The sequence below is a fragment of the Streptomyces sp. 135 genome (genome assembly GCF_020026305.1).
Classification (GTDB): Bacteria; Actinomycetota; Actinomycetes; order Streptomycetales; family Streptomycetaceae; genus Streptomyces.
This window is the reverse complement of the sequence record NZ_CP075691.1, coordinates 982,767-1,005,829: the sequence shown is the minus strand read 5'-3', so window position 1 is coordinate 1,005,829 and position 23,063 is coordinate 982,767. Positions and strand designations below refer to the sequence as shown.

The window sequence follows — 23,063 nt, the reverse complement described above, 5'->3', positions numbered from 1 at the left end:
TCACCACGACTCCCCGTCCCGAGCGCACAGGACATCCCCCGGCGCCGACCACCGCAGCCGCGCCGCGTCCGGCGGGGATCCACGGCTCATCGACCCCCGACGTCCGAGACCCGCCGTGCCCCGTCCGGGTCACCACAACGCGCCGCCATCCCCCGCCCCGCCTTGAATGGACAGGTGACCGCGCCCCCCGACGACTGCCTCGCGCGCAATGAGTGGGTCTGCGGCGAGTATCTGAGCACCCGCCGCCAGATCGTCCTCGACGCGGTCGTGCAGCATCTCGAACTGACCGCCGTCTCCGTTCTCATCGCTCTCGTCGTCGCCGTGCCCCTCGCCGTGCTCGCCCGCCGCTGGCGCTGGGCCGCCGGGCCCGTCCTCGCGCTCACCACGATCCTGTACACCATCCCCTCGCTCGCGATGTTCTCGCTGCTCCTGCCGGTGTACGGACTCTCCGCGTCCCTCGTCGTCGCGGGCCTCGTCCTCTACTCGCTCACCCTGCTCGTACGCAACATCCTCGCCGGGCTGCGCGCCGTCCCCGAGGAGACGCGGCAGGCCGCCCGCGGCATGGGGTACGGCCCCGTCCGCCTCCTGCTCACCGTCGAACTGCCCCTCGCGCTGCCCGCCGCCATGGCCGGGCTGCGCATCGCCACGGTGTCCGCCGTCTCCCTGGTCACCGTCGGCGCGATCGTCGGCTTCGGCGGGCTCGGCAACCTCATCTACACCGGCATGAACACCTACTTCAAGGCCCAGGTGCTCACCGCCTCCGTGCTCTGCGTCGTCATCGCCGTCGCCGCCGACCTGCTGCTGCTCGGCGTACAGCGCCTCCTCACGCCCTGGGAGAGCGCGTCACGGGCGGCGGCCCGCTCATGAGGACGCTCACCGACGCCTGGGCCTGGCTCACCGACTCCGCGCACTGGGCCGGCGACGACGGCATCTGGCACCGGCTCACCCAGCACCTCGTCCTCACCGTCGTATGTCTGCTGATCAGCTGCCTGATCGCGCTGCCCGTCGCGCTCGTCCTCGGCCACCTCGGCAAGGGCGGCGCGCTCGCCGTGAACATCTCCAACGCCGGACGCGCGGTGCCGACCTTCGCCGTGCTCGTCCTGCTGCTCCTGACCCCGCTCGGCCGGTGGGGCGACGGACCGACCGTCGTCGCCCTCGTGCTGTTCGCCGTGCCACCGCTGCTCACCAACGCCTACGTCGGCATGCGTGGCGTCGACCGCAGCGTGGTCCAGGCGGCGCGCGGCATGGGGATGACCGGACGCCAGATGCTCTGGCGGGTCGAACTGCCGCTCGCCCTGCCCCTGGTGCTCAGCGGCGTCCGCATCGCCGCCGTGCAGCTCGTCGCCACCGCCACCATCGCCGCGCTCGCCGGCGGCGGCGGGCTCGGCCGGATCATCACGGCGGGGTTCAACCTGGCGAGCACCCCGCAGGTGCTGGCGGGCGCCGTGCTCGTGGCGGTCTTCGCGCTCCTCGTCGAAGGCGTCTTCGAGGCGGCCGAGCGGATCGCACCCGGCTGGACGCGGGGCCGGGGAGACACCGGATGAGGCGCCGCGCCGCCCTGGCCGCGGCCCTCCTCACCCTGACAGCCCCGGCCACAGGTTGCGCCTCAGGACCCGCGCTGGAGGACCAGGGCCAGGTCACCGCACCCCCGGGCGACAGCAAGAACCTCGTCGTGGGCTCCGCGGGCTTCACCGAGTCCGACCTGCTCGCCCAGATGTACGCGCTGCTCCTGGAGAAGGCCGGCTACGGCACGCGGATCCTCACCGTGGCCAACCGCGAGCTGTACGAACCCGCCCTGGAGTCCGGCCAGATCGACGTCGTCCCCGAGTACGCCGCCACCTTCGCGGACTGGCTGAACGCCAAGAAGCACGGCGCCGACGCACGCCCCGTCGGCTCGCCCGACCTCGGCACCACCATGCGGGCCCTGCACCGCCTCGCGACTCCGCGCGGCCTCACCGTCCTCGACCCCGGCAAGGCCGTCGACCAGAACGCGTTCGCCGTCACCGCGTCGTACGCCGCCCGGTACCGCCTGAAGACGCTGAGCGACCTCGGCACGTCACGGCAGAAGGTGCGCCTCGCCGCGGGCGACGAATGCGTCCGGCGCCCCTACTGCGCCCCCGGCCTCAAGAAGGTCTACGGCATCGACATCACCGGCGTCGACCCGAAGGGCGTCGGCACGACCCAGGCCAAGAAGGCCGTCCAGAGCGGCCAGGACCAGATGGTGCTCACCACGTCCACCGACGCCACCCTCGACGACTTCGGTCTCGTCCTGCTCAAGGACGACAAGCACCTTCAGAACGCCGACTACATCGTGCCCGTCGTCAACCGCTCCCAGGCGGGCAGCGAGGGCGTCGCGGCCGCGCTCGGGCGGCTCAATACCGTTCTCGGTACAGAGGATCTCGCGTCCATGAACGAACAGGTGGACAGCTGGCGGCGGCTGCCGCAGGACGTGGCCCGCGCCTATTTGGAGGACAAGGGGCTGCTGTGACGTCTTCGCCGCGGGCGCGTCGTGGCTCGGCGCGCAGTTCCCCGCGCCCCTTGCGGGGGCGCTTCACGCGTCGGCGACCGAGTCGAACTCCACCTCGTCGCGGGAGACCCCCTGCGCATCCGCGTCCACCGAACGGCGCAGCGCCTCATGCAGCTTCGCCGGGGTCAGGACACCGAGGAAACGCGCTCCGTCGAGCACCGCGACCCAGCCCGCGTCATGCTGCAACATCACACCGAACGCCTGCTTGAGCGGCGCCCCGACCGGCACCCACGAATTCATGCGGTGCGCCAGGTCGCCGACCGTGCCCCCGGCACCGGCCAGTGCCACCTCGTCGACGCCCACCCAGCCGTGCAGATCACCTTCCGCGTCCAGGACCACGGCCCACCGCGCCCCCTCCTCGCGCAGCCGGGCCGCCGCCTGCGCGGCCGGCTCGTCGAGCCGCGCGACCGGCGGCTCCTCCAGGTCGTCCGGCTGGATCTCGGTGACCGACAGCCGCTTCAGACCTCGGTCAGCTCCCACGAACTCGGCGACGTACGGCGTCTCGGGCGCCCCCAGCACCGCGCCCGGAGTGTCGAACTGTTCGATGCGGCCCCGGCCGTACACCGCGATGCGGTCACCGAGACGGACCGCCTCCTCGATGTCGTGCGTGACGAGCAGGACCGTCTTGCGCACGGCCCGCTGCATCCGCAGGAACTCGTCCTGCAACTGCTCGCGCACCACCGGGTCGACCGCGCCGAACGGCTCGTCCATCAGGAGGACGGGCGGATCGGCCGCCAGCGCCCGCGCCACGCCGACCCGCTGGCGCTGACCGCCCGACAACTGCTCGGGGTAGCGGGAGCCGTACGTCTTCGGGTCCAGGCCCACCAGATCGAGCAGCTCCGCCGCCCGGGCCCGGGCCTTCGCCTTCTTCCAGCCGATGAGCGAGGGGACGGTCGCCGTGTTGTCGAGGACCGTGCGGTGCGGGAAGAGGCCGACCTGCTGGATCACGTAACCGATGCGGCGGCGCAGGCGCACCGGGTCCACGCCGGCGATGTCCTCGCCGTCGACGAAGATGCGGCCGGACGTCGGTTCGATGAGCCGGTTCACCATCATCATCGTCGTGGTCTTGCCGCAGCCGGACGGGCCGACGAGCGTGACCAGTTCGCCCTCGGCGACCTCGAAGGAGAGGTCGTCCACGGCCGTCGTGCCGTCCGGGTAGCGCTTGGTCACCTGCTCGAACCGGATCATGCCCTCACGCTAGCCGCGCCCGTCACTCACCGCTCACCAGCACCACCTGAAGGACGCGCGGCCCATGGACCCCCTCGACCCGGTCCAGCTCGATGTCGCTGGTCGCGGAGGGCCCCGAGATCCAGGTCAGCGGACGCGCCGGATCGAGACGTTCGAGGGCCTGCGGAACGGAGGAGACGACCTGGTCCGGGACCCGGACCACGCAGATGTGATGGTCCGGGATCAGGGTGATGCGGCGACGCCCCTGGTCGGGCGAGCCGTCGAGCACGATCGTGCCGGTCTCGGCGACGGCGACGGCGCAGCCGGTGACGACGGCCCCGCACCGGTCGAGCTCGGCGGCGGTGCTCTCCGCGCGGTCGTGGACGAGAGGCGCGTCGACGGCCGACATCCATCCGGCCGGCAGCCCCGGCGGCACCAGCACCGTGTCGGGCCACCGCTCGGCGAGCAGCCGCATGAGCAGGTGCGGCAGCTCCCCGGCGTCCGTACGGTGCACGATCGCCCGGTAGTCCGTCAGGTTCTCCGCCAGCAGGTCCACCGTCTGCTCGACGGTCCGCTCGCCGTGCTGACGGCGGTAGCCGCGGTCGGTGTCCATGTCGTACGCCGCCGGGGCCCCGCCAGGTCCGCCGAGCGCCCGCCGCACCCGGTTCAGGATCACGTCCCTGCTGCTCACTTGCCGTCCTTTCCGCTGTCCTTGCCGCCGCCCGTCCGCCGCCACCAGTCGCGGAAGGACTCCGCGGGCACCTCCGGCAGGTCCCGGGCCGCCGTCCACGCGCGGCCCGGTCCGGGGAGCGTGCGCGGATGGAACCGCCAGGTGCGCGACGCCAGGCGCTGGCCCGCGCGCAGCACGCCGGGGCGGGCGAACGCGAGGCCCGCCGCCCGCATCGCCGCCCGCTCCGCCGCGTGCCCCTTCGCGGGCTTCAGCGTCACCTTCACGCCGCGCCGCGTCACTTCGCCGCCCTGCACGACCCGCTCGCGCAGGTGCACGAGGACCTCGGGGATGTCGATGGCCACGGGGCACACCTCGTAGCAGGCACCGCAGAGCGAGGACGCGTACGGGAGCGACGCGTCGATCTCGCTCGCCGTACCCCGCAGCTGAGGGCTGAGGATGGCGCCGATCGGTCCCGGATAGACCGAGCCGTACGCGTGCCCGCCCGCCCGCTCGTACACCGGGCAGACGTTGAGACACGCCGAACAGCGGATGCAGCGCAGGGCCTGGCGGCCCACCTCGTCGGCGAGGGTGTCGGTGCGGCCGTTGTCCAGCAGGACCAGGTGGAAGGCGCGGGGACCGTCCGAGTCCGTCGTGCCGGTCCACGTCGAGGTGTAGGGGTTCATGCGCTCGGCCGTCGAGGAGCGGGGGAGCGTCTGGAGGAAGACCTCGAGGTCACGCCAGGTCGGCACGGTCTTCTCGATGCCGACGACCGAGATCAGGGTCTCCGGCAGCGTCAGGCACATCCGGCCGTTGCCCTCGGACTCGACGACGACGAGGGTGCCCGTCTCGGCGACCATGAAGTTGGCGCCGGAGACGCCGACCTTCGCACGCAGGAACTTCTCGCGCAGATGGAGGCGGGCCGCCTCGGCGAGTTCGCGGGGGCTGTCGGTGAGGCCGTCCGGTGCCGGACGGCCCCAACCGCCCATCTCCGCGCGGAAGATGTCGCGGATCTCGCCGCGGTTGCGGTGGATGGCCGGGACGAGGATGTGCGAGGGGCGGTCCTCGCCGAGCTGCACGATGAGCTCGGCGAGGTCGGTCTCGTACGCGCGGATACCCGCCTCTTCGAGGGCTTCGTTCAGCCCGATCTCCTGCGTGGCCATCGACTTGACCTTGACGACCTCGGACTCGCCCGTCTCCCGGACGAGCCGGGTCACGATGCGGTTGGCCTCGTCGGCGTCGGCGGCCCAGTGGACGGTGCCGCCCGCCGCCGTCACCGACTCCTCCAACTGGACGAGGTAGTGGTCCAGATGACGCAGCGTGTGGTCCTTGATCTGCTTGCCCGCCTCGCGCAGCGCGGCCCAGTCGTCGAGCTCGGCGACCGCGCGGGCGCGCTTGTCGCGGATGGTGTGGGTGGCGTGCCGGAGGTTGGCGCGCAGGGTCGTGTTCCCGACCGCCTCGCGCGCGGCCTTCGGGAAGGCGGGCATCCCGAGATGCGTGGCGCTCGCCCCGTTCCTGCCGTTCCTGTCGTTCATGGCGCTCATGACAGGGGCTCCTCTTCCGTGCTCGCCAGGATCTCCGCGATGTGGACGGGCCGTACGGCCGTGCGCAGCCGGGCCATCGTGCCGCCGATGTGCATCAGGCAGGAGTTGTCCGCCGCGCACAGCACCTCGGCCCCCGTCGACTCGGCGTGGCGCACCTTGTCGGCGCCCATCGCCGCCGAGACATCGGAGTTCTTCACGGCGAACGTGCCGCCGAAGCCGCAGCACTCCTCGGCGCCGGGCAGCTCCACGAGCTCCAGCCCCTCGACCGCCCGCAGCAGCCGGGCAGGGCGCTCGCCGAGGCCGAGGCTCCGCAGGCCGTGGCAGGTCGGGTGGTAGGTGACCTTGTGCGGGTAGTACGCCCCGACGTCCGTCACGCCGAGGACGTCCACCAGGAACTCGGTCAGCTCGTACGTCTTGGGCACCACCGGCGCGAGCGTGCGCGCGAGGGCGTCCCCGCGGCCCTCCGCACGTGCCCGTTCGCCCATGCGCGGATACAGCTCGCGCACCATCGCCCCGCACGAACCGGACGGCGTCACGATCGCGTCGTACGCATCCGAACCGAAGACATCGGAGAAATGCCGGGCGAGCGGCTCCGCCTGATGCCGGTACCCGGTGTTGTAGTGCGCCTGCCCGCAACAGGTCTGCGCCGCCGGGAAGTCGACGTCGACCCCCAGCCTGGTCAGCAGTTTCACCACCGCGCGGCCCGTGTCCGGATAGAGCGTGTCGTTGACACAGGTCAGGAACAGGGCGACGCGCATCGCGGGTTCCTCCTCGTCGATCATCGGATGGATGCAGGGTACGCGGGCGCGGGGCCGTGCGGGAGGTGTCGGTGGGGAGGGGTGTGATCAACGGAGGTGAATCGTTTCGAGCGTCCCCATTGACGGTGAACTCGGCCTGGGTCTAGCTTCCCTGACACCCGATTGAATCCTTTCATAACCCGGCCTTCCCTCGTCACTTCCCTCATCGCTGATCGGTGTCACCCATGAGTGAGCCCCCTGTCCTCGCCGCACACGGCCTGGGCAAGCGGCACAAGCTGTGGCTGTTCGTCGCCACCGGGCTGCTGGCCTCGCTCACGGGCGTCTTCTGGGCGCTGCACTACGCGAGCGCCCGCTACGACAACGCCACCGGACTCGAACTCTCCGTCGTCGCGGCCGTGCTGCTCGGCGGCATCGGCTTCGACGGCGGCAAGGGCACCCTCGGCGGCACGATCGCCGGGGTCTTCCTCCTCGGCGCGTCGCAGAACGCGATGAGCCTGCTCGACGTCTCCGCGCAGTCCCAGATCGTCGTCACCGGTGTGCTCCTCGTCGTGTCGGTGCTCGGGCCGCGCGTGGCACGCCAGTTGGCGACGGCACGCACAGGACTCGGCGCGCGACGACGACAGCGCCAGGTCCACGGACGCCAAGGCCGACCCGGACGCCGCGACGAAGCAGGGCCTCACCGTCGGCTTCCTGCCCGAGCAGGTCAACAACCCCTACTTCACGGTCGCCGGCAAGGGCGGCGAGAAGGCCCTGCGGGAACTCGGCTCGACGTACAAGGAGACAGGGCCCGACAGCGCCACCGACACCAGCGGCCAGGTCAGTTACGTCAACACGCTCACCCAGCAGCGCGTCGACGCCATGGCCGTCTCCGCGCAGGACCCCGGCGCCCTGTGCACCGCGCTGAAGCAGGCCATGAAGAACGGCGTCAAGGTCGTCACGTACGACTCGGACACGAAAGCCCGCCTGAGGACGAGCTGGACAAGCCGCGGTACAAGAACATGCGGCTGGTGAAGACCGCCTACGGCAACGACGACGCCCAGCAGTCCTTCCAGCAGACCCGGGGCCTCCTACGGGAAGAACGGCACCATCGAGGCCTTCGAGCTGTGGGATCCCGCGAAGCTCGGCGCGCCCGCCGCGCACACCGCCGTCGCGCTCTCCTCCGGGCAGATCACCGGCAGGGAGGGCGAGACGTTCCGGGCGGGCGACCTCGGCTCGTTCACCCTCGGCGAGGGCGGCGTCGTCGACCTCGGCCGGCCCACCGTGTTCGACAAGGAGAACGTCCACCGCTACCGGTTCTGAGTCCTCAGTAGGGTGGACCGCAGGGCCGCCGGACGGCCGAACAGCAGGATGGAGCACCTGAGACGCATGGTCGGCATCAAAGACGTGGCGAAGCACGCCGGAGTGTCGGTGGGCACCGTGTCGAACGTGATCAACCGCCCCGACACGGTCTCCGAGGAGACCCGGCACCGCGTGCTGGCCGTCATCGACCGGCTCGGGTACGTACGCAGCGAGTCCGCGCGCCAGCTGCGGGCCGGGCGCAGCCGCATCATGGCGCTGCTCGTCCTGGACATGGGCAACCCGTTCTTCGTGGACGTCGCCCGCGGCGCCGAGCGCGCCGCACGCGAGGCCGGGCTGCGGGTCATGGTGTGCAACAGCGGGCAGAGCCCCGCCGAGGAGGCCGACTACCTCGCGCTCTTCGCCGAACAGCGGGTCCGCGGCGTCCTGCTGACCCCCGCCGACGCGACCGGGGAGAACATCGACGCCTTCCGCCGGCACCACATCCCCTTCGTCCTCGTCGACCGGGTCGCCCGAGGAGCCACCGAGTGCTCCGTCTCCGTCGACGACGTGATGGGCGGGGCGCTCGCCGCCCGCCATCTCGTGGACGCGGGGCACCGCTCCCTCGCGTACGTGAGCGGCCCGCCCGGACTCAACCAGGTGGAGGACCGCCGCGAGGGGGCGCTCCGGGTGCTCGCCGAGGCTGGCCTCGGCCCCTCGGCGCTGCGGGAGCTGCCGACGGAGCGGCTCGACGTGGCCGCGGGCCGCGACGCGGGCGCCCGCATCCTCGGCCTCGCGGACCGGCCCACCGCCGTCTTCTGCGCCAACGACCTGCTCGCGCTCGGCGTGCTCCAGGCGATGTACGCGGCCGGGGTGCGCGTCCCCGAGGACGTGGCGATCGTCGGCTACGACGACATCGAGTTCGCGGCCGCCGCCGTCGTACCGCTCACCTCGGTGCGCCAGCCCGCCATGACCATGGGCGCGATGGCGGCGGAACTCCTCCTGGAGGAGACCGAGTCGGACGCCGGGCCCGGACACCGCCACCGGCGCGTCGTGCTCACCCCGGAGCTGGTCGTACGACGCTCCAGCCTGGCCCCGCGCTGACCGGAGCCCCGCGGCCCGGCCGCGCCGCGGGTGTGCTGCACTGGGCGCGGCAGACCCGCTTCCGACCAGCGACCAGGAGCAGCCTTGACCGCCACGTACCGCCAGCCAGGAGTCGTCCTCACCGACCGCCGCTTCAGCGTGCCGCTCGACCACGACGATCCGGCGGGGGAGCGGATCGAGATCTACGCCCGCGAGGCGGTCTCCGCGTCGCGCGGCGGCGCCGAGCTGCCCTGGCTGGTCTACCTGACGGGCGGCCCCGGCTTCGGGGCCACCCGCTTCCACGGCAGGGAGTCCTGGCTCGACCGCGCCCTGCGGGACTTCCGCGTCCTCCTCCTCGACCAGCGCGGCACCGGCAGCTCCACCCCCGCGAGCCGCCAGACGCTCCCGCTGCGCGGCGGCCCCCGCGCACAGGCCGACTACCTCGCCCGCTTCCGCGCCGACTCCATCGTGCGCGACTGCGAGGCGATACGCCCCGAGGTGACGGGCGGCGCGCCCTGGACCGTCCTCGGCCAGAGCTTCGGCGGGTTCTGCGCCACGCACTACCTGTCGGCGGCGCCCGAGGGCCTGTCCGCGGCGCTCATCACCGGCGGTCTGCCCACCCTGGACGGCCACGCCGACGACGTGTACCGCGCGGCCTACCCGCGCATGGCCCGCAAGAACGCCGCGCACTACGCCCGCTACCCGCAGGACGTCGAGCGCGCCCGCCGCATCGCCGCCCACCTCGCCGAGCACGAGCCGGTCCTGAACGGCGGCTACAGACTCACCGTCCCCGCCTTCCAGTCCCTCGGCATCCTGCTCGGCATGGGCGACGGCAGCCACCGGCTGCACTACCTCCTGGAGGACGCCTTCGTGCGCACGGCGTCGGGGACCGCGCTCTCCGACGCGTTCCAGGAGAACGTCCAGGCCGTCCTCTCGTACGCGGGAAACCCGCTCTTCGCCCTCCTGCACGAGGCGATCTACGGCCAGGGCGAGCGGCCCACCGCCTGGTCGGCCGAGCGGGTGCGCGCCGGATTCCCTGAGTTCGACGCGGAGAAGACCCTGGCGGGCGACGAGCCGCTGCTGTTCACCGGGGAGGCCGTGCAGCGCTGGATGTTCGACTGCGACCCGGCGCTGCGCCCGCTGCGCGAGACCGCGGACCTGCTGGCCGAGCGCACCGACTGGCCGCGCCTGTACGACGTGGACCGGCTGGCGGCGAACGAGGTGCCGGCCGCCGCGTCGATCTACCACGACGACATGTACGTCGACACCGAGCACGCGCTGCGGACGGCGCGCGCCATCCGGGGACTGCGCACCTGGGTCACGGACGAGTTCGAGCACGACGGGCTGCGGGTGAGCGGCCCCCGGGTCCTCGACCGGCTCCTTGCGCTGACCCGCGACGAGGCGTGAGGCCCGGCTCCCCGGACCCCGGCGGGGCACGGGCGCACCCTTGACCTCGCCGGGGGCGGCGGACAAATCTCGGCGTATGAAGATCACAGACAGCGGCACCATCCTCTTCCGCAACACCATGCGCATCACCGACGGCCACCTCGACGGCTTCCGGCACGCCATCGCCCGGGCGGTGGCGTTCACCGAGGAGCACGGTCCGCAGCTCATGGTGGAGGTCTTCATCGACGAGGAGCGGATGCTGGCGTACAGCTTCCAGCTCTACCGCGACTCCGACGCGATCCGCGCCCACTGGCGGCTGTCGGATCCGTACATCCGCGAGGTGATGGAGCACTGCACGGTGCGGCACTTCGAGATCTACGGCGAACCGGACGACGACATCATGGCGGCCCTGAAGACCCCCGACGGCGAGTCCTTCCCCCTCACCCACACACCCCGCCTCGTCGGCTTCACCCGCCTCGAACACCCCTCCCATGCGGAGTGATACGCCCGTGGGGGCCGGGCGCGGACTGCCGGCGGCCGGCCTTAGGCTGCCGCCATGACCGAGTCGCAGACCGCAGCCGGGGCCGCAGCGCCCGACCAGCTCACCCCCATGCCCGAGGACTGGCAGCGCGCGCTCGCCGTCGTCGCGCACCCCGACGACCTGGAGTACGGCTGCGCGGCGGCGATCGCCGGCTGGACGGACGCGGGCCGCGACGTCGCCTACCTGCTGGCGACCCGGGGCGAGGCGGGCATCGACACCATCGACCCCGCCACCTGCGGACCGCTGCGCGAGCGGGAGCAACGGGCCAGCGCGGCGGTCGTCGGCGTCGGGACGGTGGAGTTCCTCGACCACCGGGACGGCGTCGTCGAGTACGGCACGGCGCTGCGCCGCGACATCGCCGCGGCGATCCGCAGGCACCGGCCCGAACTGGTCATCACGCTCAACCACCGCGACACGTGGGGCGGCGTCGCCTGGAACACCCCCGACCACGTGGCGGTGGGCCGGGCCACGCTCGACGCGGCGGCGGACGCGGGCAACCGCTGGATCTTCCCCGAACTCATCGACGAGCAGGGCCTTCAGCCGTGGAACGGCGTGCGGTGGGTCGCCGTGGCCGGTTCGTCGACCCCCACGCACGCGGCGGACGCGTCGGCCGGGCTCGACCGCTCGGTGGCCTCGCTCCTCGAACACCGCACCTACATCGAGGCGTTGACGGACGAGGACCCCGAGAAGTACTGCCGTACGTTCCTGACGGGCAACGCCCAGGCGCTGGCCCCGCGGTTCGGCGGGAGGCCCGCGGTGGGGTTCGAGGTCTTCAGCCGGTGAGCCCGCACCCCTAGCCTGACGGGTCATCAGTCCCGTCGGCCCAGGGGAGCGCGGCATGATCGACGTCATCGGTACGGACATCCCGGCGGGCGAGGAGCGGCTGCGCCTCGACGTCGAGGACGGGCTCGGCATCCTCACCCTCTGCCGGCCGCGCAAACTCAACGCCTGGAGCTGGGAGTCCACCCGCCAGCTGGGCCTGTTCACCGACCGGATCCGCTTCGACCCCGCCGTCCGGGCGGTCCTGCTGCGCGCCGAGGGCAGGGCCTTCTGCGCGGGCATCGACCTCACCGCGCCGGGCGGCACGATCACCGGCCGCTCCGGTGCCGAGCGCGCCCACCACTACTACGAGGGCATGCGCTGGGTGCACGAGCGCTTCCGGGCCTTCGCCGGGCTTCCGCAGCCGGTGGTGGCGGCGGTGCAGGGGTACTGCCTGGGCTTCGGCTTCGAACTGGCGCTCATGGCGGACGTGCGGATCGCGGCGGACGACGCGGTGTTCGCCCTCCCCGAGGCGCAGTTGGGCGTCGCGGTCGACGCGGGCGGGGACCTGCGCGTCGCGCGCGAGGCGGGCACGGGGTGGGCCAAGTTCCTCGCGCTCACCGGGCGCCGCGTCGACGCCGCCACGGCCGAGCGGCTGCGCCTGCTCCAACAGGTGGTGCCCACCGGTGAATTGGCGGGCACGGCGCACGCGCTGGCGGCGGAGATCGCCGCCAACGCCCCGCTCGCCGTGCAGGGCATCAAGCGCGGCATCGACGCGTACGCCGACGCGGGGATGTCCGGCGCGCTCGACCGTGTGGCCATGAACGCGGCGATCACCCTCACCTCGGAGGACGCGCGGGAGGGGTTCGGGGCGAGGGCTGCCGGGCGGGCGGCTTCGTTCGAGGGGAAGTGAGCGGAGCCGGGCGACGGCGCACAGGGGCGGACGGTGCCGTCCGGCGGCTCAGGGCGTGCAGCCGCCCCGCCCCAGCTGCTCGCGCACGGTCGTCACCGGAGGGCTCACCACGGCGCGCCGCTGCCAGTTCGCGCCGTCCACCACCAACGTGTGGCCCGTGATGAAGCGGGCGTAGGGGGAGGCCAGGAACGTCGCCGCCCAGCCCAGTTCGCGGGGCAGGCCGACGCGGAGCGCGGGCTGACGGGCGGCCGTGTTCGGGGCCCGGTCGAGGTTGCCGCGGATGTCCGCGCTCATGTCGCCGTGCGGCATCAGGCCCGGCACCAGGCCGTTGACCTGGATGCCGTACGGGGCCCACTCCACGGCGAGGGTCTCCACCAGGCTCTTCACGCCCGCCTTGGCCGCCGCGCTGTGCGCGAAGCCGGGGCCGCCCGTCCACGCGTACGACGCCCCTACGTCGATGACCGACCCGGGGGTGCCGGCGGCGAGGTGACGGCGGGCGAACTCGCGCGTCATCAGGAACGTGCCGGTCAGCGTGGTGTCCACGACCGCGCGCCAGGCGTTGGGGGACATGTCCTCGGCCGGGACGGGGAAGTTGGCGGCGGCGTTGTTCACGAGGACCCCGGGCATGCCGTACGCCTCCTGCGCCGCGTCGAAGACCTCGGTGACGCGCTCGGCGTCCCGGATGTCGCACACCACGGTCCTCACGCGGCCGCCGAGCGAGGCCAGCTCGTCCCGCGCCGCCGTGAGCCGGTCCTCCTTGCGGCTCGCGATCACCAGGTCGGCGCCGAGCCGCGCGAACTCCGCCGCGATCGCCTTGCCGAGCCCCGTCCCGCCGCCGGTGACCAGGACGACCGTGCCGTCGTACGTCCCGGGCGGCAGCGCGCTCGCACCCGGCGGGGGAGGGCCGGGCAGACCGGGCAGCCCGCCGCCTCCGCCGTCCGTCTCGTGGTCCGTCATGTGCGCATCGATACCGTGTACGGGCAGAGACTTCCAGGCCCGTCGGCCGATCCCGGGCGTACGCCGGTCAGTTCCGCGTGGCGGCGTCGCTGTCGGGGTGCAGGGGGAAGACCTGGTCGAGGCCCACGATGCGCAGGACCCGCAGGGTGTTGGCGGGCACGGCCGCGAGCGCGATGCCCGCCCGGGCGGCGTGCGCGTGGTGGCGGGCGGCGATCAGGGCCGTGATGCCGCTGGAGTCGCAGAAGTCCATCCCGGCGAGGTCGAGGACGAGGCGCTGACCGGGCCGGAGGGGGAGAGCGGTGACGCGTTCCCGCAGGTCGGTGGCGTGGCGGTAGTCCAGTGCGCCGCTGATCTCCAGCACCGGGCCGGTCGCGGCGTCGCGCGTGCTGATGTGCAGTTGGCTCATGGTCCGCTCCGGGGTGCCGTGCCGGGGGCCGGGACGCCCATGGCGAGAAGGGCGGTGTCGTCGTCGAGGCCGTCGCCGAAGTCGTCGAGCAGGCCGGTCAGCGCCCGGACGAGGTCCTGCGGGGACTCCCCGGCGTGCTCGGTGGCGAAGGCGAGCAGTGCTTCCTCACCGAACAGGGCACCGCGGTCGTCGCCGGTGCGCGCCTCGGTGAGGCCGTCGGTGTAGAGGAGCAGGGTGTCGCCGGGGGCGAGGACGGTGGTGGCGGTGGTGAAGGAGGCTTCGGGCAGGATGCCGACGAGGAGGCCGCCGGGGGTGGGCAGGAAGGCGGCCGTGCCGTCGGCGCGCAGGGTGAGGGCGGAGGGGTGGCCGCCGGAGGCGAGCCGGACGGCGACGTGCCCGGTGACGGGGTCGGGATCCAGGGTGCCGAAGATGGTCGTGCAGTAGCGGGGGTCGCCACTTCCGGTGTACCGGTCGTGGAGCACCGTGTTGAGGGTCGACAGGGCGGAGACGGGGTCGGGGTCGTGCAGGGCGGCGGCGCGCAGGGTGTAGCGGGTCAGTGAGGTGACCGCTGCCGCCTGCGGCCCCTTTCCGCACACGTCGCCGAGGAAGAAGGCGAAGCGTTTGCCGTCGAGGGCGAAGACGTCGTAGAAGTCGCCGCCGAGCCGGTCGGGAGAGGCGGTGTGGTAGTGAGCGGCCGTTTCCACGCCGGGGACCGGCGACAGGGTCGCTGGCAGCAGCGACCGCTGCAGTACGGCGAGGGCTTCCTGCAGCCGGGCGCGGTCGGCCTCCGCCTGCTTGCGCGCCTTCTCGGCCGCTTTCTGCCGGCGCAGGAGCTCCTCCTCGTAGGCGCGGCGGTCTCGCGCGTCGGAGAGGGTGGTGCGGATCAGCAGCGGCTCACCGGTGCCGCCGTGCTTGACCACGGAGGAGACCAGCACCGGCATGCGGCCGCCGTCGGCCCGCTTCATCTCCAGGGCTATTCCGCTGATCTCACCCTGCATGCGCAGCAGCGGGGCGAAGTGCGTCTCGTGGTACAGCTTGCCGCCCACGGTCAGCAGGTCGGTGAACCGCTTCCGGCCCACGACCGCTTCGCGGTCCAGGCCGAGCCAGTCGAGCAGGCGGGCGTTGATCTTGGCGATGGTGCCGTCCATCAGCGTGGACAGGTATCCGCACGGCGCGCTCTCGTACAGTTCTTCGGCACTGTCCTCCAGCAGCGCGGCGAACGCCGCGTCCGACCACTTCGCGTCGTCGCGGTCGGGCGGCTCCGGGTGCTGCCCCGCCCGGGACATCACCGCAAGCCCGTCAGGAAGCCCGTGATCGCCTCGTTCGTGGCCTCGGGTGCGGACAGGTGCGGGCAGTGCCCGGTCGCGTCCAGGGTGATCAGGTTCGAGCCGGGGATCGACTCGTGGACGTAGGCGCCCACCTCGCGGGGGGCGATGGCGTCGTCCGTGCAATCCAGTACCAGCGTCGGCACCCGCACCTTCTTCAGGTCGTCCCGCGAGTCCGACAGGAAGGTGGTGCGTGCGAAGACGCGCGCCATGTCCGGGTCGGTGGCGCAGAAGCTGTTCTTCAGCTCCTCGCCGAGTTCGGGGCGGTCCGCGTTCCCCATGATCACCGGGGCCATCGCCGCCGACCAGCCCAGATAGTTGAGGTCCAGGGACCCCAGCAGCTCGTCGATGTCCTCCGCGGTGAAACCGCCGCGGTAGCCCTCGTCGTCGATGTAGCGCGGAGAGGGGGCGACCATCACCAGCGCCCCGATCCGCTCCGGGGCCATGTCGGCGGCGAGCACGCCGATCATGGCGCTGACCGAGTGCCCCACGAACACCGCGTCACGCAGGTCGAGCGCCTCGCAGACCTCCACCACGTCCCGTGCGTAGCCGTCCAGCGAGGTGTAACGGTTCTCCGAGAAGGCGGACAGGTCCGAGCGGCCCGAACCCACGTAGTCGAACATCACCACGCGGTACTCCTCGACCAGGGCGGGCAGCGTCAGACGCCACATGTTCTGGTCGCAGCCGAACCCATGAGCCAGCACCACCGTCCGCCCCTGTGGGTTGCCCGTGACGGTGACGTTGTTTCTGCGTTCGATGTCCATGCCCCGAGTGTCGCAGGTGCCCGCCCGAAGTGGCGCGACGCCCCCGGCCGCCCCGGCCCCCGTCACCTGCGGAAACGGGGCCCGCGGAAACGCTCCGCCGCACCAGCGCCCGCTGCCCCGCCGGGCGCCCGTTCCGCACGGCATGCCCTAGCCCGCGAGCCCGTGCGCGCGGCCGCCCGCCGCCGCGCGCGCCACCGCGGCCTCCGTCTCGGGTGCGAAGACCCCGCCCGGCGGCGGGCCGCCTCCGCGTCGATGTCCGCCATGACCAGCTCGGCGTTGATCATGACGCCGGCCCGGTAGCCCCTGCTCGCCGCGTTGATCACCTGCTCCATGGGGCCCGCGGCGTTGCCGACCGCCCACACGCCGGGGACCGTGGTGCGGCCCGTCTCGTCCACCGCGGGGTACGGCCCCACCGGGGTGTCCCTGGTCCCGGCGCCGAGCGCGGTGAGCAGGCCGTCGCGGGGCACCGGCCGCGCGGTGACGAACAAGACCGAGCGGGGGAACACCCGTCCGTCGGCGAGCCGGACGCCCGTCAGCCGGTCGTCGGTCACCTCCAGGCCGGTGACCTCGCCCTCCACCACCGAGACCCCGGCGGCCGCGAGGCGCTCCCACTCCGCGTCCGGCAGCTCCCGCACGGTGTGCAGGAAGAGCGTCACGTCCTTGGACCACTGGGTGACGAGCAGCGCCTGGTGGCTGTTGAACGGCTCCGGGGCGAGCACCCCGAAGGGCTGGTCCCGCACCTCCCAGCCGTGGCAGTACGGGCAGTGCAGCACGTCACGGCCCCAGCGCCCGGCGATCCCCGGCACCGCGGGCGGCTCGTCCACCAGGCCGGTGGCCACGACCACCCGGCGCGCGTGCACGGCCCCGCCGTCCGCGAGCCGCACCCCGAACTCGCCCCGCCCGTCCGGCAGTACCTCCGTCACGCGGCCCCGCGCCACCTCCACGCCGTACCGCTCCAGCTCCCGGCGCCCCTCGGCGAGGAACTCCGCGGGCGGCATGCCGTCCCGCGACAGATAGCCCTGCATGTGCGCGGCGGGCGCGTTGCGCGGTTCACCGGCGTCGACGACGAGGACCCGCCGCCGCGACCTGCCGAGCACGAGCGCCGCGCTCAGGCCCGCCGTGCCGCCTCCGACGACCACGACGTCGTAACCGTTCTTCTGGGTCATGGTGACCACCTCCACGGGAACTGTCCCGCCGTAGGCACGTTTTTGACAAACGGCTTTGCCGATATGGCAACCCGTGCGCCATGATGGGAGCCATGAGCGACGAGAGCGAAGTTCCGCAGGAGATGGACCAGGTCCTCACCGAGGTCGGCCCCCGGCTGCGCCGTATCCGCAGGGAGCGCGGCGCCACCCTCGCGGGGCTCTCCGCCGCCACCGGCATCTCGGTCAGCACCCTGTCCCGCCTGGAGTCCGGCAACCGCAGGCCGAGCCTCGAACTCCTGCTGCCCATCGCCCGCGCCCACCAGGTCCCCCTGGACGAGCTGGTGGGCGCCCCGCCGGTGGGCGACCCGCGCGTACGGGCCAAGCCGATCGTCCGGCACGGGCGCACGATGCTGCCGCTCACCCGGCAGCCCGGCGGTCTCCAGGCGTACAAGGTGATCGAGCCCGCCCGCACCACCCCCGCCCCGGACCCGCAGACGCACGAGGGGTACGAGTGGCTGTACGTGCTCTCCGGCAAGCTGCGGCTGATCCTCGGCGACCACGACGTGGTGCTCGGTCCCGGCGAGGCCGCCGAGTTCGACACCCGCGTCCCGCACTGGTTCGGGGCGACGAGCGAGGGAGGGGCGGAATTCCTGAGCCTCTTCGGGCCGCAGGGTGAGCGCATGCACGTACGGGCGCGGCCCACGCGCAAGGAGAAGGACGACTGACGGTTCCCCTGGGGCAAGCGACCGCTTAGTATGCGGACGAGCCCGGTCTACGACAGCCCCGTGGAGGCCCCGCATGCAGGCATGGCAAGTGCACGAGAACGGCGAGCCGGGCGAGGTGATGCGCCTCGTGGAGACCGACCGCCCGGAGCCCGCCGGCGGCCAGGTGCTCCTGAAGGTCCGCGCCGCGAACATCAACTTCCCCGACGCGCTCCTCTGCCGCGGCCAGTACCAGGTCAGGCCCCCGCTGCCCTTCACGCCGGGTGTGGAGATCTGCGGCGAGACCGAGGACGGGCGGCGCGTGCTCGCCAACCCCGCGCTGCCCTACGGCGGCTTCGCCGAGTACGCCGTCGCGGACGCGGCCGCCCTGCTCCCCGCGCCCGACGCGCTGGACGACGCGGAGGCCGCGGCGCTGCACATCGGCTACCAGACGGGCTGGTTCGGCCTGCACCGCCGGGCGCACCTCCAGGAGGGCGAGACCCTCCTCGTGCACGCGGCGGCCGGCGGCGTCGGCAGCGCCGCCGTGCAGCTCGGCAAGGCCGCGGGCGCCAAGGTCATCGGCGTCGTCGGAGGCGCGGACAAGGCGGCGGTCGCCCGCGAGCTCGGCTGCGACCTCGTCCTGGACCGGCGCGCCGACGACGTCATCGCCGCCGTCAAGGACGCCACCGAGGGCCGCGGCGCGGACGTGATCTACGACCCCGTGGGCGGCGACGCGTACGCCAAGTCCGCGAAGTGCGTGGCCTTCGAGGGCCGCATCGTGGTCGTCGGCTTCGCGAGCGGCTCCATCCCCTCGCCCGCTCTCAACCACGCCCTGGTCAAGAACTACACGATCATGGGCCTGCACTGGGGCCTCTACAACACCAAGGACCCGCGCGCGATCCGGCGCTGCCACGAGGAGCTGACCGAGCTGGCCGCGAAGGGCGCCATCAAGCCGCTGGTGAGCGAGCGCGTGCCGATGGCCGACGCCGCCGCGGCCGTGCAGCGGGTCGCCGACGGCGTCACCACCGGACGCGTGGCCGTCCTGCCGCAGGGCGGTGCGGCATGACCGACGCCGCCGAACTGCGGACCCGTACACAGGAGTTCCTCGCCGCGCACCCGCCCGCGAGCACCGACCGCGACACCTTCCTCAAGGCCCGCTTCGACGCCGGCCTCGCCTGGGTGCACTACCCCGAAGGCCTCGGCGGCCTCGGCGTGCCGCGCTCCCTGCAAGCCGTCGTGGAGGCCGAGCTGGAGGCGGCGGGCGCGCCCGACAACGACCCGCGCCGGATCGGCATCGGCCTCGGCATGGCCGCGCCGACCGTCCTCGGCTTCGGCACGGAGGAGCAGAAGCGCCGCTTCCTGCGCCCGCTGTGGACCGGCGAGGAGGTGTGGTGCCAGCTCTTCAGTGAGCCGGGCGCCGGATCCGACCTCGCCGCGCTCGGCACGCGCGCCGTCCGCGACGAGGCGAGCGGCGACTGGATCGTCAACGGCCAGAAGGTGTGGACCTCCAGCGCCCACACCGCGCGCTGGGCCATCCTCATCGCCCGCACCGACCCCGAGCAGCCCAAGCACCGCGGCATCACGTACTTCGTGTGTGACATGACCGACCCGGGCGTCGAGGTGCGGCCGCTGCGCCAGATCACCGGGGAGGCCGAGTTCAACGAGGTCTTCCTGACCGACGTGCGCATCCCCGACGCGCACCGCCTCGGCGCGGTCGGCGAGGGCTGGAAGGTCGCGCAGACCACGCTCATGAACGAGCGCGTCTCCATCGGCGGCATGCGCGTCCCCCGCGAGGGCGGCATGATCGGGCCCGTCGCCAAGGCGTGGCGCGACCGCCCCGAGCTGCGCACCCACGACCTCCACCAGCGCCTGATGACACTCTGGGTCGACGCCGAGGTCGCCCGGCTCACCGGCGAGCGGCTGCGCCAGCAGCTCGTCGCGGGCCAGCCGGGCCCCGAGGGCTCCGGAATGAAGCTCGGCTTCGCCCGCCTCAACCAGGAGATCAGCGGCCTGGAGGTCGAACTCCTGGGTGAGGAAGGGCTGTTGTACGAGGACTGGACGATGCGCCGCCCCGAAATCGTCGACTTCACGGGCCGCGACGCGGGCTACCGCTATCTGCGCTCCAAGGGCAACAGCATCGAGGGCGGGACCAGCGAGGTCCTGCTGAACATCGTCGCCGAGCGCGTCCTCGGACTGCCCTCCGAGCCCCGCACCGACAAGGACGTCGCCTGGAAGGACCTCGCGCGATGACTGACCTGCTCTACTCCGAAGAGGAAGAGGCACTGCGCTCGGCGGTGCGCGACCTGCTCACCGACCGCTGCGACGCCGCGTCCGTGCTGGCCCGCGCCGAGACCGACGTCCCGCACGACCGCGAGCTGTGGAAGGCCCTCACCGACGGCATGGGGCTCGCGGGCCTCCTCGTGCCCGAGGAACTGGGCGGCCAGGGCGCCACCCACCGCGAGGCCGCCGTCGTCCTGGAGGAGCTGGGCCGCGCGGTGGCGCCCGTGCCCTACCTCACCAGCGCCGTCGTCGCCACGGAAACGCTGCTCGCCTGCGACGCCAGCGAGGCCACGGGACTGCTCGGCGCGCTCGCCTCCGGACGCACGGTCGGCGCGCTCGCGGTGAGCCTCGCCGCCGCGCCCGGCGCCCCCTTCAAGGACGTACGCCACGAAGACGGCACCCTGCACGGGGAGTTGACCGGCATCGCGGACGCGGATGGCGCCGATGTCCTGCTCGTCCCGGCGGGCGGCGCGCTCTTCGCCGTCGACACGGACCAGGACGGCGTCACCGTCAGCCCGCAGACCTCGCTGGACCTCACCCGCAGGATCGCCACGGTCACCTTCGACGGGGCACGCGCGCGTGTCCTCACGCAGGACGCGCGGCACGCCGTCGCGCAAGGGCTGCGGGCCGGAGCGGGACTGCTCGCCTCCGAGCAGCTGGGCATCGCCGAATGGTGCCTGACCGAGACGGTGCGGTACGTGAAGGAGCGCCACCAGTTCAACCGGCCCGTCGGCTCCTTCCAGGCACTCAAGCACCGCCTCGCCCAGCTCTGGCTGGAGGTCGTGAACACCCGGGCCGCCGCCCGGCACGCCGCGGACGCCCTGGCCGCGGGGAGCGACGAGCCGAACCTCGCCGCGGCACTGGCACAGGCGTACGCGGCACCCGTCGCGGTGCGCGCCGCCGAGGAGGCCCTGCAACTGCACGGCGGCATCGGCATGACCTGGGAGCACCCCGTGCACCTGTACCTCAAGCGCGCCAAGGCCGACTCGATCGCCTACGGCACGGCCGGGCGCCATCGCGAGGCGCTGGCGGAGATGGTCGAGCTTCCGGCGCCCTGACACCACCGCGTCACCGTCCTGACCTGCGGACACACCCCGACACCGTTCGATGCAGCCCGCACGTGCCGCGTGCGGGCTGCGGCTTTGCCCCCTCGCGGGGTAAGGCATAATTGCGAGCCGTTCGCAACAACGGTTGATCTTCAGTAGGGGTGTGGAGCATGAGGGCCCGATCGATACGGGGCACGGGCGGCGTGGCCGCGGCCATCGCGATAGCGGTCGCGGCCTCCGCCTGCTCGGCGCCGGGCGACGGCGGCGGGAGCGCGAAGGACTCGGCGGTCGTCGGCATCGCCTACGAGCCCGACACCCTCAGCCCCCTCCTCGGCTACGGCAAGGACGGCAACTCGAAGATCTTCGACGGGCTGCTCACGCACGACGCCGACATGAAGCTCAAGCCCGCCCTCGCGGCCGAGCTGCCCAAGGTCACCGACGGCGGCCGGACCTACACGTACAAGCTGCGCGAGGGCGTCAAGTTCAGCGACGGGAAGCCCTTCTCCGCCAAGGACGTCGTCTTCACGTACGAGACGATCCTCGACAAGAAGACCAACAACGCCTCCAAGACCGAGCTGGACGCCGTCAAGAGCGTCGAGGCCAAGGGGGACGACACGGTCGTCTTCCACCTCAAGTACCCCTACGCGCCCTTCGCCGAGCGCACCGTCCTGCCCATCGCCCCCGAGCACATCGCGGGCAAGCAGGACGTGAACAACGGCGCCTTCACCACCAAGCCCGTCGGCACAGGCCCCTACGAGCTGGTCAAGTGGTCCAAGGGCGAGAAGCTGACCTTCAAGGCCAACCCCGACTACTGGGGCGGCGCGCCGAAGATCAAGAACTTCACGATGGCGATCATCAAGGACGACGACGTGCGGGCCACCCGGCTCGACGCCGGTGAGCTCGACGGCGCGATCCTGCCGCCGAACCTCGCCAAGAAGTACAAGGGCGACAGCGGCAAGAAGACGTACGCAGCCAAGACCTTCGACTACCGCGTCGTGACGCTGCCCACCGGCAACAAGGTCGCCGGCGACACCGACATCCGCCGCGCCCTCGACGTGGGCGTCGACCGCAAGGCCATGGTCGACTCGATCCTGGACGGCGCGGGCAAGGAGGCCTACGGCCCGGTCCCGACCGACAGCCCGTGGTTCACCAAGGGAACCGAGCGCGAGTTCGACGCCGCCAAGGCGAAGAAGATCCTCGACGACGCCGGGTGGAAGCCGGGCAAGGACGGCATCCGCGAGAAGGACGGAGTCCGGGCGACGTTCCCGCTCTGGTACCTCTCCGGCGACAAGCTCCGCCAGGACCACGCCCTCGCCTACGCCTCCGACGCCAAGAAGCTCGGCATCAAGGTAGAGGTGCAGTCCGGCACCTGGGAGGTCATCGAACCGCGCATGCCGAAGGACGCGGTCCTCGCGGGCGGCGGCTCCCCGGCCGACCCGGACTTCGACCAGTACACGCTTTTGAAGTCCTCCCTCGCCGGTGACGGCTTCAACAACATGGCGCACTACGACAACCCCAAGGTCGACAAGGCCCTGGAGGACGCCCGCAAGAGCGGCGACCACGCGAAGCGCCAGGCCGCCTACGACACCATCCAGCGCGAACTGGTGAAGAACCCCGGCTACACGTTCCTCACGCACATCGACCACCTCTACGTCGTCGACAAGAAGTTCGGCGACCTGAGCACGCAGGTCGAGCCGCACGACCACGGCCTGGCGTCCGGCCCCTGGTGGAACGTCGAGGACTGGCAGCCGAAGAAGTGACGTCGGCGATATCCGAGGCTCCGGGGAAGGCGACGCGGCGTCGCCTCCCCTGGGGGCCG

General features: G+C 72.5%; 21 protein-coding genes and 3 pseudogenes. 15 read left to right on the top strand and 9 right to left on the bottom strand.

Going from position 1 to position 23,063, the window contains the following annotated elements:
- The first annotated feature begins 174 nt into the window (after positions 1-174).
- The 3 genes from KKZ08_RS04610 to KKZ08_RS04600 are packed head-to-tail and all read left to right on the top strand — an operon-like array spanning position 175 to position 2,488.
- Positions 175-867, top strand: a complete 693-nt coding sequence (locus tag KKZ08_RS04610) for an ABC transporter permease (protein ID WP_223773213.1) — start codon at positions 175-177, stop codon at positions 865-867.
- Entirely contained in the window at positions 864-1,544 is a 681-nt protein-coding gene (locus KKZ08_RS04605) for an ABC transporter permease (protein ID WP_223773212.1), read from the top strand. The genes KKZ08_RS04610 and KKZ08_RS04605 overlap by 4 nt, the downstream gene beginning before the upstream one ends.
- A complete protein-coding gene (locus tag KKZ08_RS04600; protein ID WP_223773211.1) occupies positions 1,541-2,488 on the top strand; it encodes an ABC transporter substrate-binding protein in 948 nt (315 codons plus the stop codon). The genes KKZ08_RS04605 and KKZ08_RS04600 overlap by 4 nt, the downstream gene beginning before the upstream one ends.
- Positions 2,489-2,551: 63 nt before the next feature.
- On the opposite strand, the gene KKZ08_RS04595 is transcribed toward KKZ08_RS04600, so the two are convergent.
- The 4 genes from KKZ08_RS04595 to KKZ08_RS04580 are packed head-to-tail and all read right to left on the bottom strand — an operon-like array spanning position 2,552 to position 6,663.
- Positions 2,552-3,715 carry a betaine/proline/choline family ABC transporter ATP-binding protein gene (locus tag KKZ08_RS04595; protein ID WP_223773210.1) on the bottom strand — a complete coding sequence of 388 codons (1,164 nt, stop codon included), beginning with the start codon at positions 3,713-3,715 and terminating at the stop codon, positions 2,552-2,554.
- Positions 3,716-3,737: 22 nt separating this feature from the next.
- A complete protein-coding gene (locus KKZ08_RS04590) occupies positions 3,738-4,385 on the bottom strand; it encodes a lactate utilization protein C (protein ID WP_223773209.1) in 648 nt (215 codons plus the stop codon).
- Positions 4,382-5,848, bottom strand: coding sequence for a LutB/LldF family L-lactate oxidation iron-sulfur protein (locus KKZ08_RS04585; RefSeq protein WP_223778905.1), 1,467 nt, complete (start codon positions 5,846-5,848; stop codon positions 4,382-4,384). The genes KKZ08_RS04590 and KKZ08_RS04585 overlap by 4 nt, the downstream gene beginning before the upstream one ends.
- A gap of 53 nt (positions 5,849-5,901) precedes the next feature.
- Positions 5,902-6,663: a (Fe-S)-binding protein gene (locus KKZ08_RS04580; RefSeq protein WP_223778904.1), complete on the bottom strand. Its 762-nt coding sequence runs from the start codon at positions 6,661-6,663 to the stop codon at positions 5,902-5,904.
- A gap of 263 nt (positions 6,664-6,926) precedes the next feature.
- Between KKZ08_RS04580 and KKZ08_RS04575 the strand changes: the two are divergent.
- From KKZ08_RS04575 to KKZ08_RS04545, 7 genes and pseudogenes are all read left to right on the top strand, one after another.
- A pseudogene (locus tag KKZ08_RS04575) lies at positions 6,927-7,259 on the top strand (ABC transporter permease); the annotation flags it as partial.
- Positions 7,260-7,275: 16 nt separating this feature from the next.
- Positions 7,276-7,962, top strand: a pseudogene (locus KKZ08_RS04570) (substrate-binding domain-containing protein); the annotation flags it as partial.
- A gap of 57 nt (positions 7,963-8,019) precedes the next feature.
- The gene (locus tag KKZ08_RS04565) at positions 8,020-9,042 is read left to right on the top strand and encodes a LacI family DNA-binding transcriptional regulator (RefSeq protein ID WP_223778903.1); all 1,023 of its coding nucleotides are present in this window, start codon (positions 8,020-8,022) and stop codon (positions 9,040-9,042) included.
- An 84-nt stretch (positions 9,043-9,126) separates the two neighbouring features.
- Positions 9,127-10,428, top strand: a complete 1,302-nt coding sequence (locus tag KKZ08_RS04560) for an alpha/beta fold hydrolase (RefSeq protein WP_223773208.1) — start codon at positions 9,127-9,129, stop codon at positions 10,426-10,428.
- Between the two features lie 76 nt (positions 10,429-10,504).
- A complete protein-coding gene (locus KKZ08_RS04555; protein ID WP_223773207.1) occupies positions 10,505-10,909 on the top strand; it encodes a hypothetical protein in 405 nt (134 codons plus the stop codon).
- A 54-nt stretch (positions 10,910-10,963) separates the two neighbouring features.
- The gene (locus KKZ08_RS04550) at positions 10,964-11,731 is read left to right on the top strand and encodes a PIG-L deacetylase family protein (protein ID WP_223773206.1); all 768 of its coding nucleotides are present in this window, start codon (positions 10,964-10,966) and stop codon (positions 11,729-11,731) included.
- 55 nt (positions 11,732-11,786) lie between these two features.
- Positions 11,787-12,620, top strand: coding sequence for an enoyl-CoA hydratase/isomerase family protein (locus KKZ08_RS04545; RefSeq protein ID WP_223773205.1), 834 nt, complete (start codon positions 11,787-11,789; stop codon positions 12,618-12,620).
- Positions 12,621-12,668: 48 nt separating this feature from the next.
- Here KKZ08_RS04545 and KKZ08_RS04540 read toward each other — a convergent pair whose 3' ends face one another.
- The 5 genes and pseudogenes from KKZ08_RS04540 to KKZ08_RS04520 all read right to left on the bottom strand — a co-directional run.
- Positions 12,669-13,577: an SDR family oxidoreductase gene (locus KKZ08_RS04540; RefSeq protein WP_223773204.1), complete on the bottom strand. Its 909-nt coding sequence runs from the start codon at positions 13,575-13,577 to the stop codon at positions 12,669-12,671.
- A gap of 67 nt (positions 13,578-13,644) precedes the next feature.
- Positions 13,645-13,983, bottom strand: coding sequence for an STAS domain-containing protein (locus tag KKZ08_RS04535; RefSeq protein ID WP_223773203.1), 339 nt, complete (start codon positions 13,981-13,983; stop codon positions 13,645-13,647).
- On the bottom strand, positions 13,980-15,269 hold the full coding sequence (locus KKZ08_RS04530) for a SpoIIE family protein phosphatase (RefSeq protein WP_223773202.1): 1,290 nt from the start codon (positions 15,267-15,269) through the stop codon (positions 13,980-13,982). The genes KKZ08_RS04535 and KKZ08_RS04530 overlap by 4 nt, the downstream gene beginning before the upstream one ends.
- On the bottom strand, positions 15,269-16,072 hold the full coding sequence (locus KKZ08_RS04525; protein ID WP_223773201.1) for an alpha/beta hydrolase: 804 nt from the start codon (positions 16,070-16,072) through the stop codon (positions 15,269-15,271). Before KKZ08_RS04525 ends, KKZ08_RS04530 begins: the two co-directional genes overlap by 1 nt.
- Positions 16,073-16,317: 245 nt before the next feature.
- Positions 16,318-17,238, bottom strand: a pseudogene (locus KKZ08_RS04520) (NAD(P)/FAD-dependent oxidoreductase); the annotation flags it as partial.
- 92 nt (positions 17,239-17,330) lie between these two features.
- Between KKZ08_RS04520 and KKZ08_RS04515 the strand changes: the two are divergent.
- From KKZ08_RS04515 to KKZ08_RS04495, 5 genes are all read left to right on the top strand, one after another.
- Positions 17,331-17,942, top strand: a complete 612-nt coding sequence (locus KKZ08_RS04515; protein ID WP_223773200.1) for an XRE family transcriptional regulator — start codon at positions 17,331-17,333, stop codon at positions 17,940-17,942.
- 73 nt (positions 17,943-18,015) lie between these two features.
- The gene (locus tag KKZ08_RS04510) at positions 18,016-18,984 is read left to right on the top strand and encodes an NADPH:quinone oxidoreductase family protein (protein ID WP_223773199.1); all 969 of its coding nucleotides are present in this window, start codon (positions 18,016-18,018) and stop codon (positions 18,982-18,984) included.
- Complete coding sequence (locus KKZ08_RS04505; RefSeq protein WP_223773198.1) at positions 18,981-20,168, top strand: acyl-CoA dehydrogenase family protein; 1,188 nt, start codon at positions 18,981-18,983, stop codon at positions 20,166-20,168. Before KKZ08_RS04510 ends, KKZ08_RS04505 begins: the two co-directional genes overlap by 4 nt.
- Positions 20,165-21,256: an acyl-CoA dehydrogenase family protein gene (locus tag KKZ08_RS04500; RefSeq protein WP_223773197.1), complete on the top strand. Its 1,092-nt coding sequence runs from the start codon at positions 20,165-20,167 to the stop codon at positions 21,254-21,256. The genes KKZ08_RS04505 and KKZ08_RS04500 overlap by 4 nt, the downstream gene beginning before the upstream one ends.
- 158 nt (positions 21,257-21,414) lie before the next feature.
- The gene (locus tag KKZ08_RS04495) at positions 21,415-23,004 is read left to right on the top strand and encodes an ABC transporter substrate-binding protein (RefSeq protein ID WP_223773196.1); all 1,590 of its coding nucleotides are present in this window, start codon (positions 21,415-21,417) and stop codon (positions 23,002-23,004) included.
- Positions 23,005-23,063: the final 59 nt, after the last annotated feature.

Coding starts and splice junctions, on each gene's coding strand:
- KKZ08_RS04605 (WP_223773212.1), top strand. CDS start 864: ATGAGGACGCTCACCGACGCCTGGGCCTGGCTCACCGACTCCGCGCAC.
- KKZ08_RS04600 (WP_223773211.1), top strand. CDS start 1,541: ATGAGGCGCCGCGCCGCCCTGGCCGCGGCCCTCCTCACCCTGACAGCC.
- KKZ08_RS04595 (WP_223773210.1), bottom strand. CDS start 3,715: ATGATCCGGTTCGAGCAGGTGACCAAGCGCTACCCGGACGGCACGACG.
- KKZ08_RS04585 (WP_223778905.1), bottom strand. CDS start 5,848: ATGCCCGCCTTCCCGAAGGCCGCGCGCGAGGCGGTCGGGAACACGACC.
- KKZ08_RS04580 (WP_223778904.1), bottom strand. CDS start 6,663: ATGCGCGTCGCCCTGTTCCTGACCTGTGTCAACGACACGCTCTATCCG.
- KKZ08_RS04555 (WP_223773207.1), top strand. CDS start 10,505: ATGAAGATCACAGACAGCGGCACCATCCTCTTCCGCAACACCATGCGC.
- KKZ08_RS04550 (WP_223773206.1), top strand. CDS start 10,964: ATGACCGAGTCGCAGACCGCAGCCGGGGCCGCAGCGCCCGACCAGCTC.
- KKZ08_RS04545 (WP_223773205.1), top strand. CDS start 11,787: ATGATCGACGTCATCGGTACGGACATCCCGGCGGGCGAGGAGCGGCTG.
- KKZ08_RS04540 (WP_223773204.1), bottom strand. CDS start 13,577: ATGACGGACCACGAGACGGACGGCGGAGGCGGCGGGCTGCCCGGTCTG.
- KKZ08_RS04535 (WP_223773203.1), bottom strand. CDS start 13,983: ATGAGCCAACTGCACATCAGCACGCGCGACGCCGCGACCGGCCCGGTG.
- KKZ08_RS04530 (WP_223773202.1), bottom strand. CDS start 15,269: ATGTCCCGGGCGGGGCAGCACCCGGAGCCGCCCGACCGCGACGACGCG.
- KKZ08_RS04525 (WP_223773201.1), bottom strand. CDS start 16,072: ATGGACATCGAACGCAGAAACAACGTCACCGTCACGGGCAACCCACAG.
- KKZ08_RS04515 (WP_223773200.1), top strand. CDS start 17,331: ATGAGCGACGAGAGCGAAGTTCCGCAGGAGATGGACCAGGTCCTCACC.
- KKZ08_RS04510 (WP_223773199.1), top strand. CDS start 18,016: ATGCAGGCATGGCAAGTGCACGAGAACGGCGAGCCGGGCGAGGTGATG.
- KKZ08_RS04505 (WP_223773198.1), top strand. CDS start 18,981: ATGACCGACGCCGCCGAACTGCGGACCCGTACACAGGAGTTCCTCGCC.
- KKZ08_RS04500 (WP_223773197.1), top strand. CDS start 20,165: ATGACTGACCTGCTCTACTCCGAAGAGGAAGAGGCACTGCGCTCGGCG.
- KKZ08_RS04495 (WP_223773196.1), top strand. CDS start 21,415: ATGAGGGCCCGATCGATACGGGGCACGGGCGGCGTGGCCGCGGCCATC.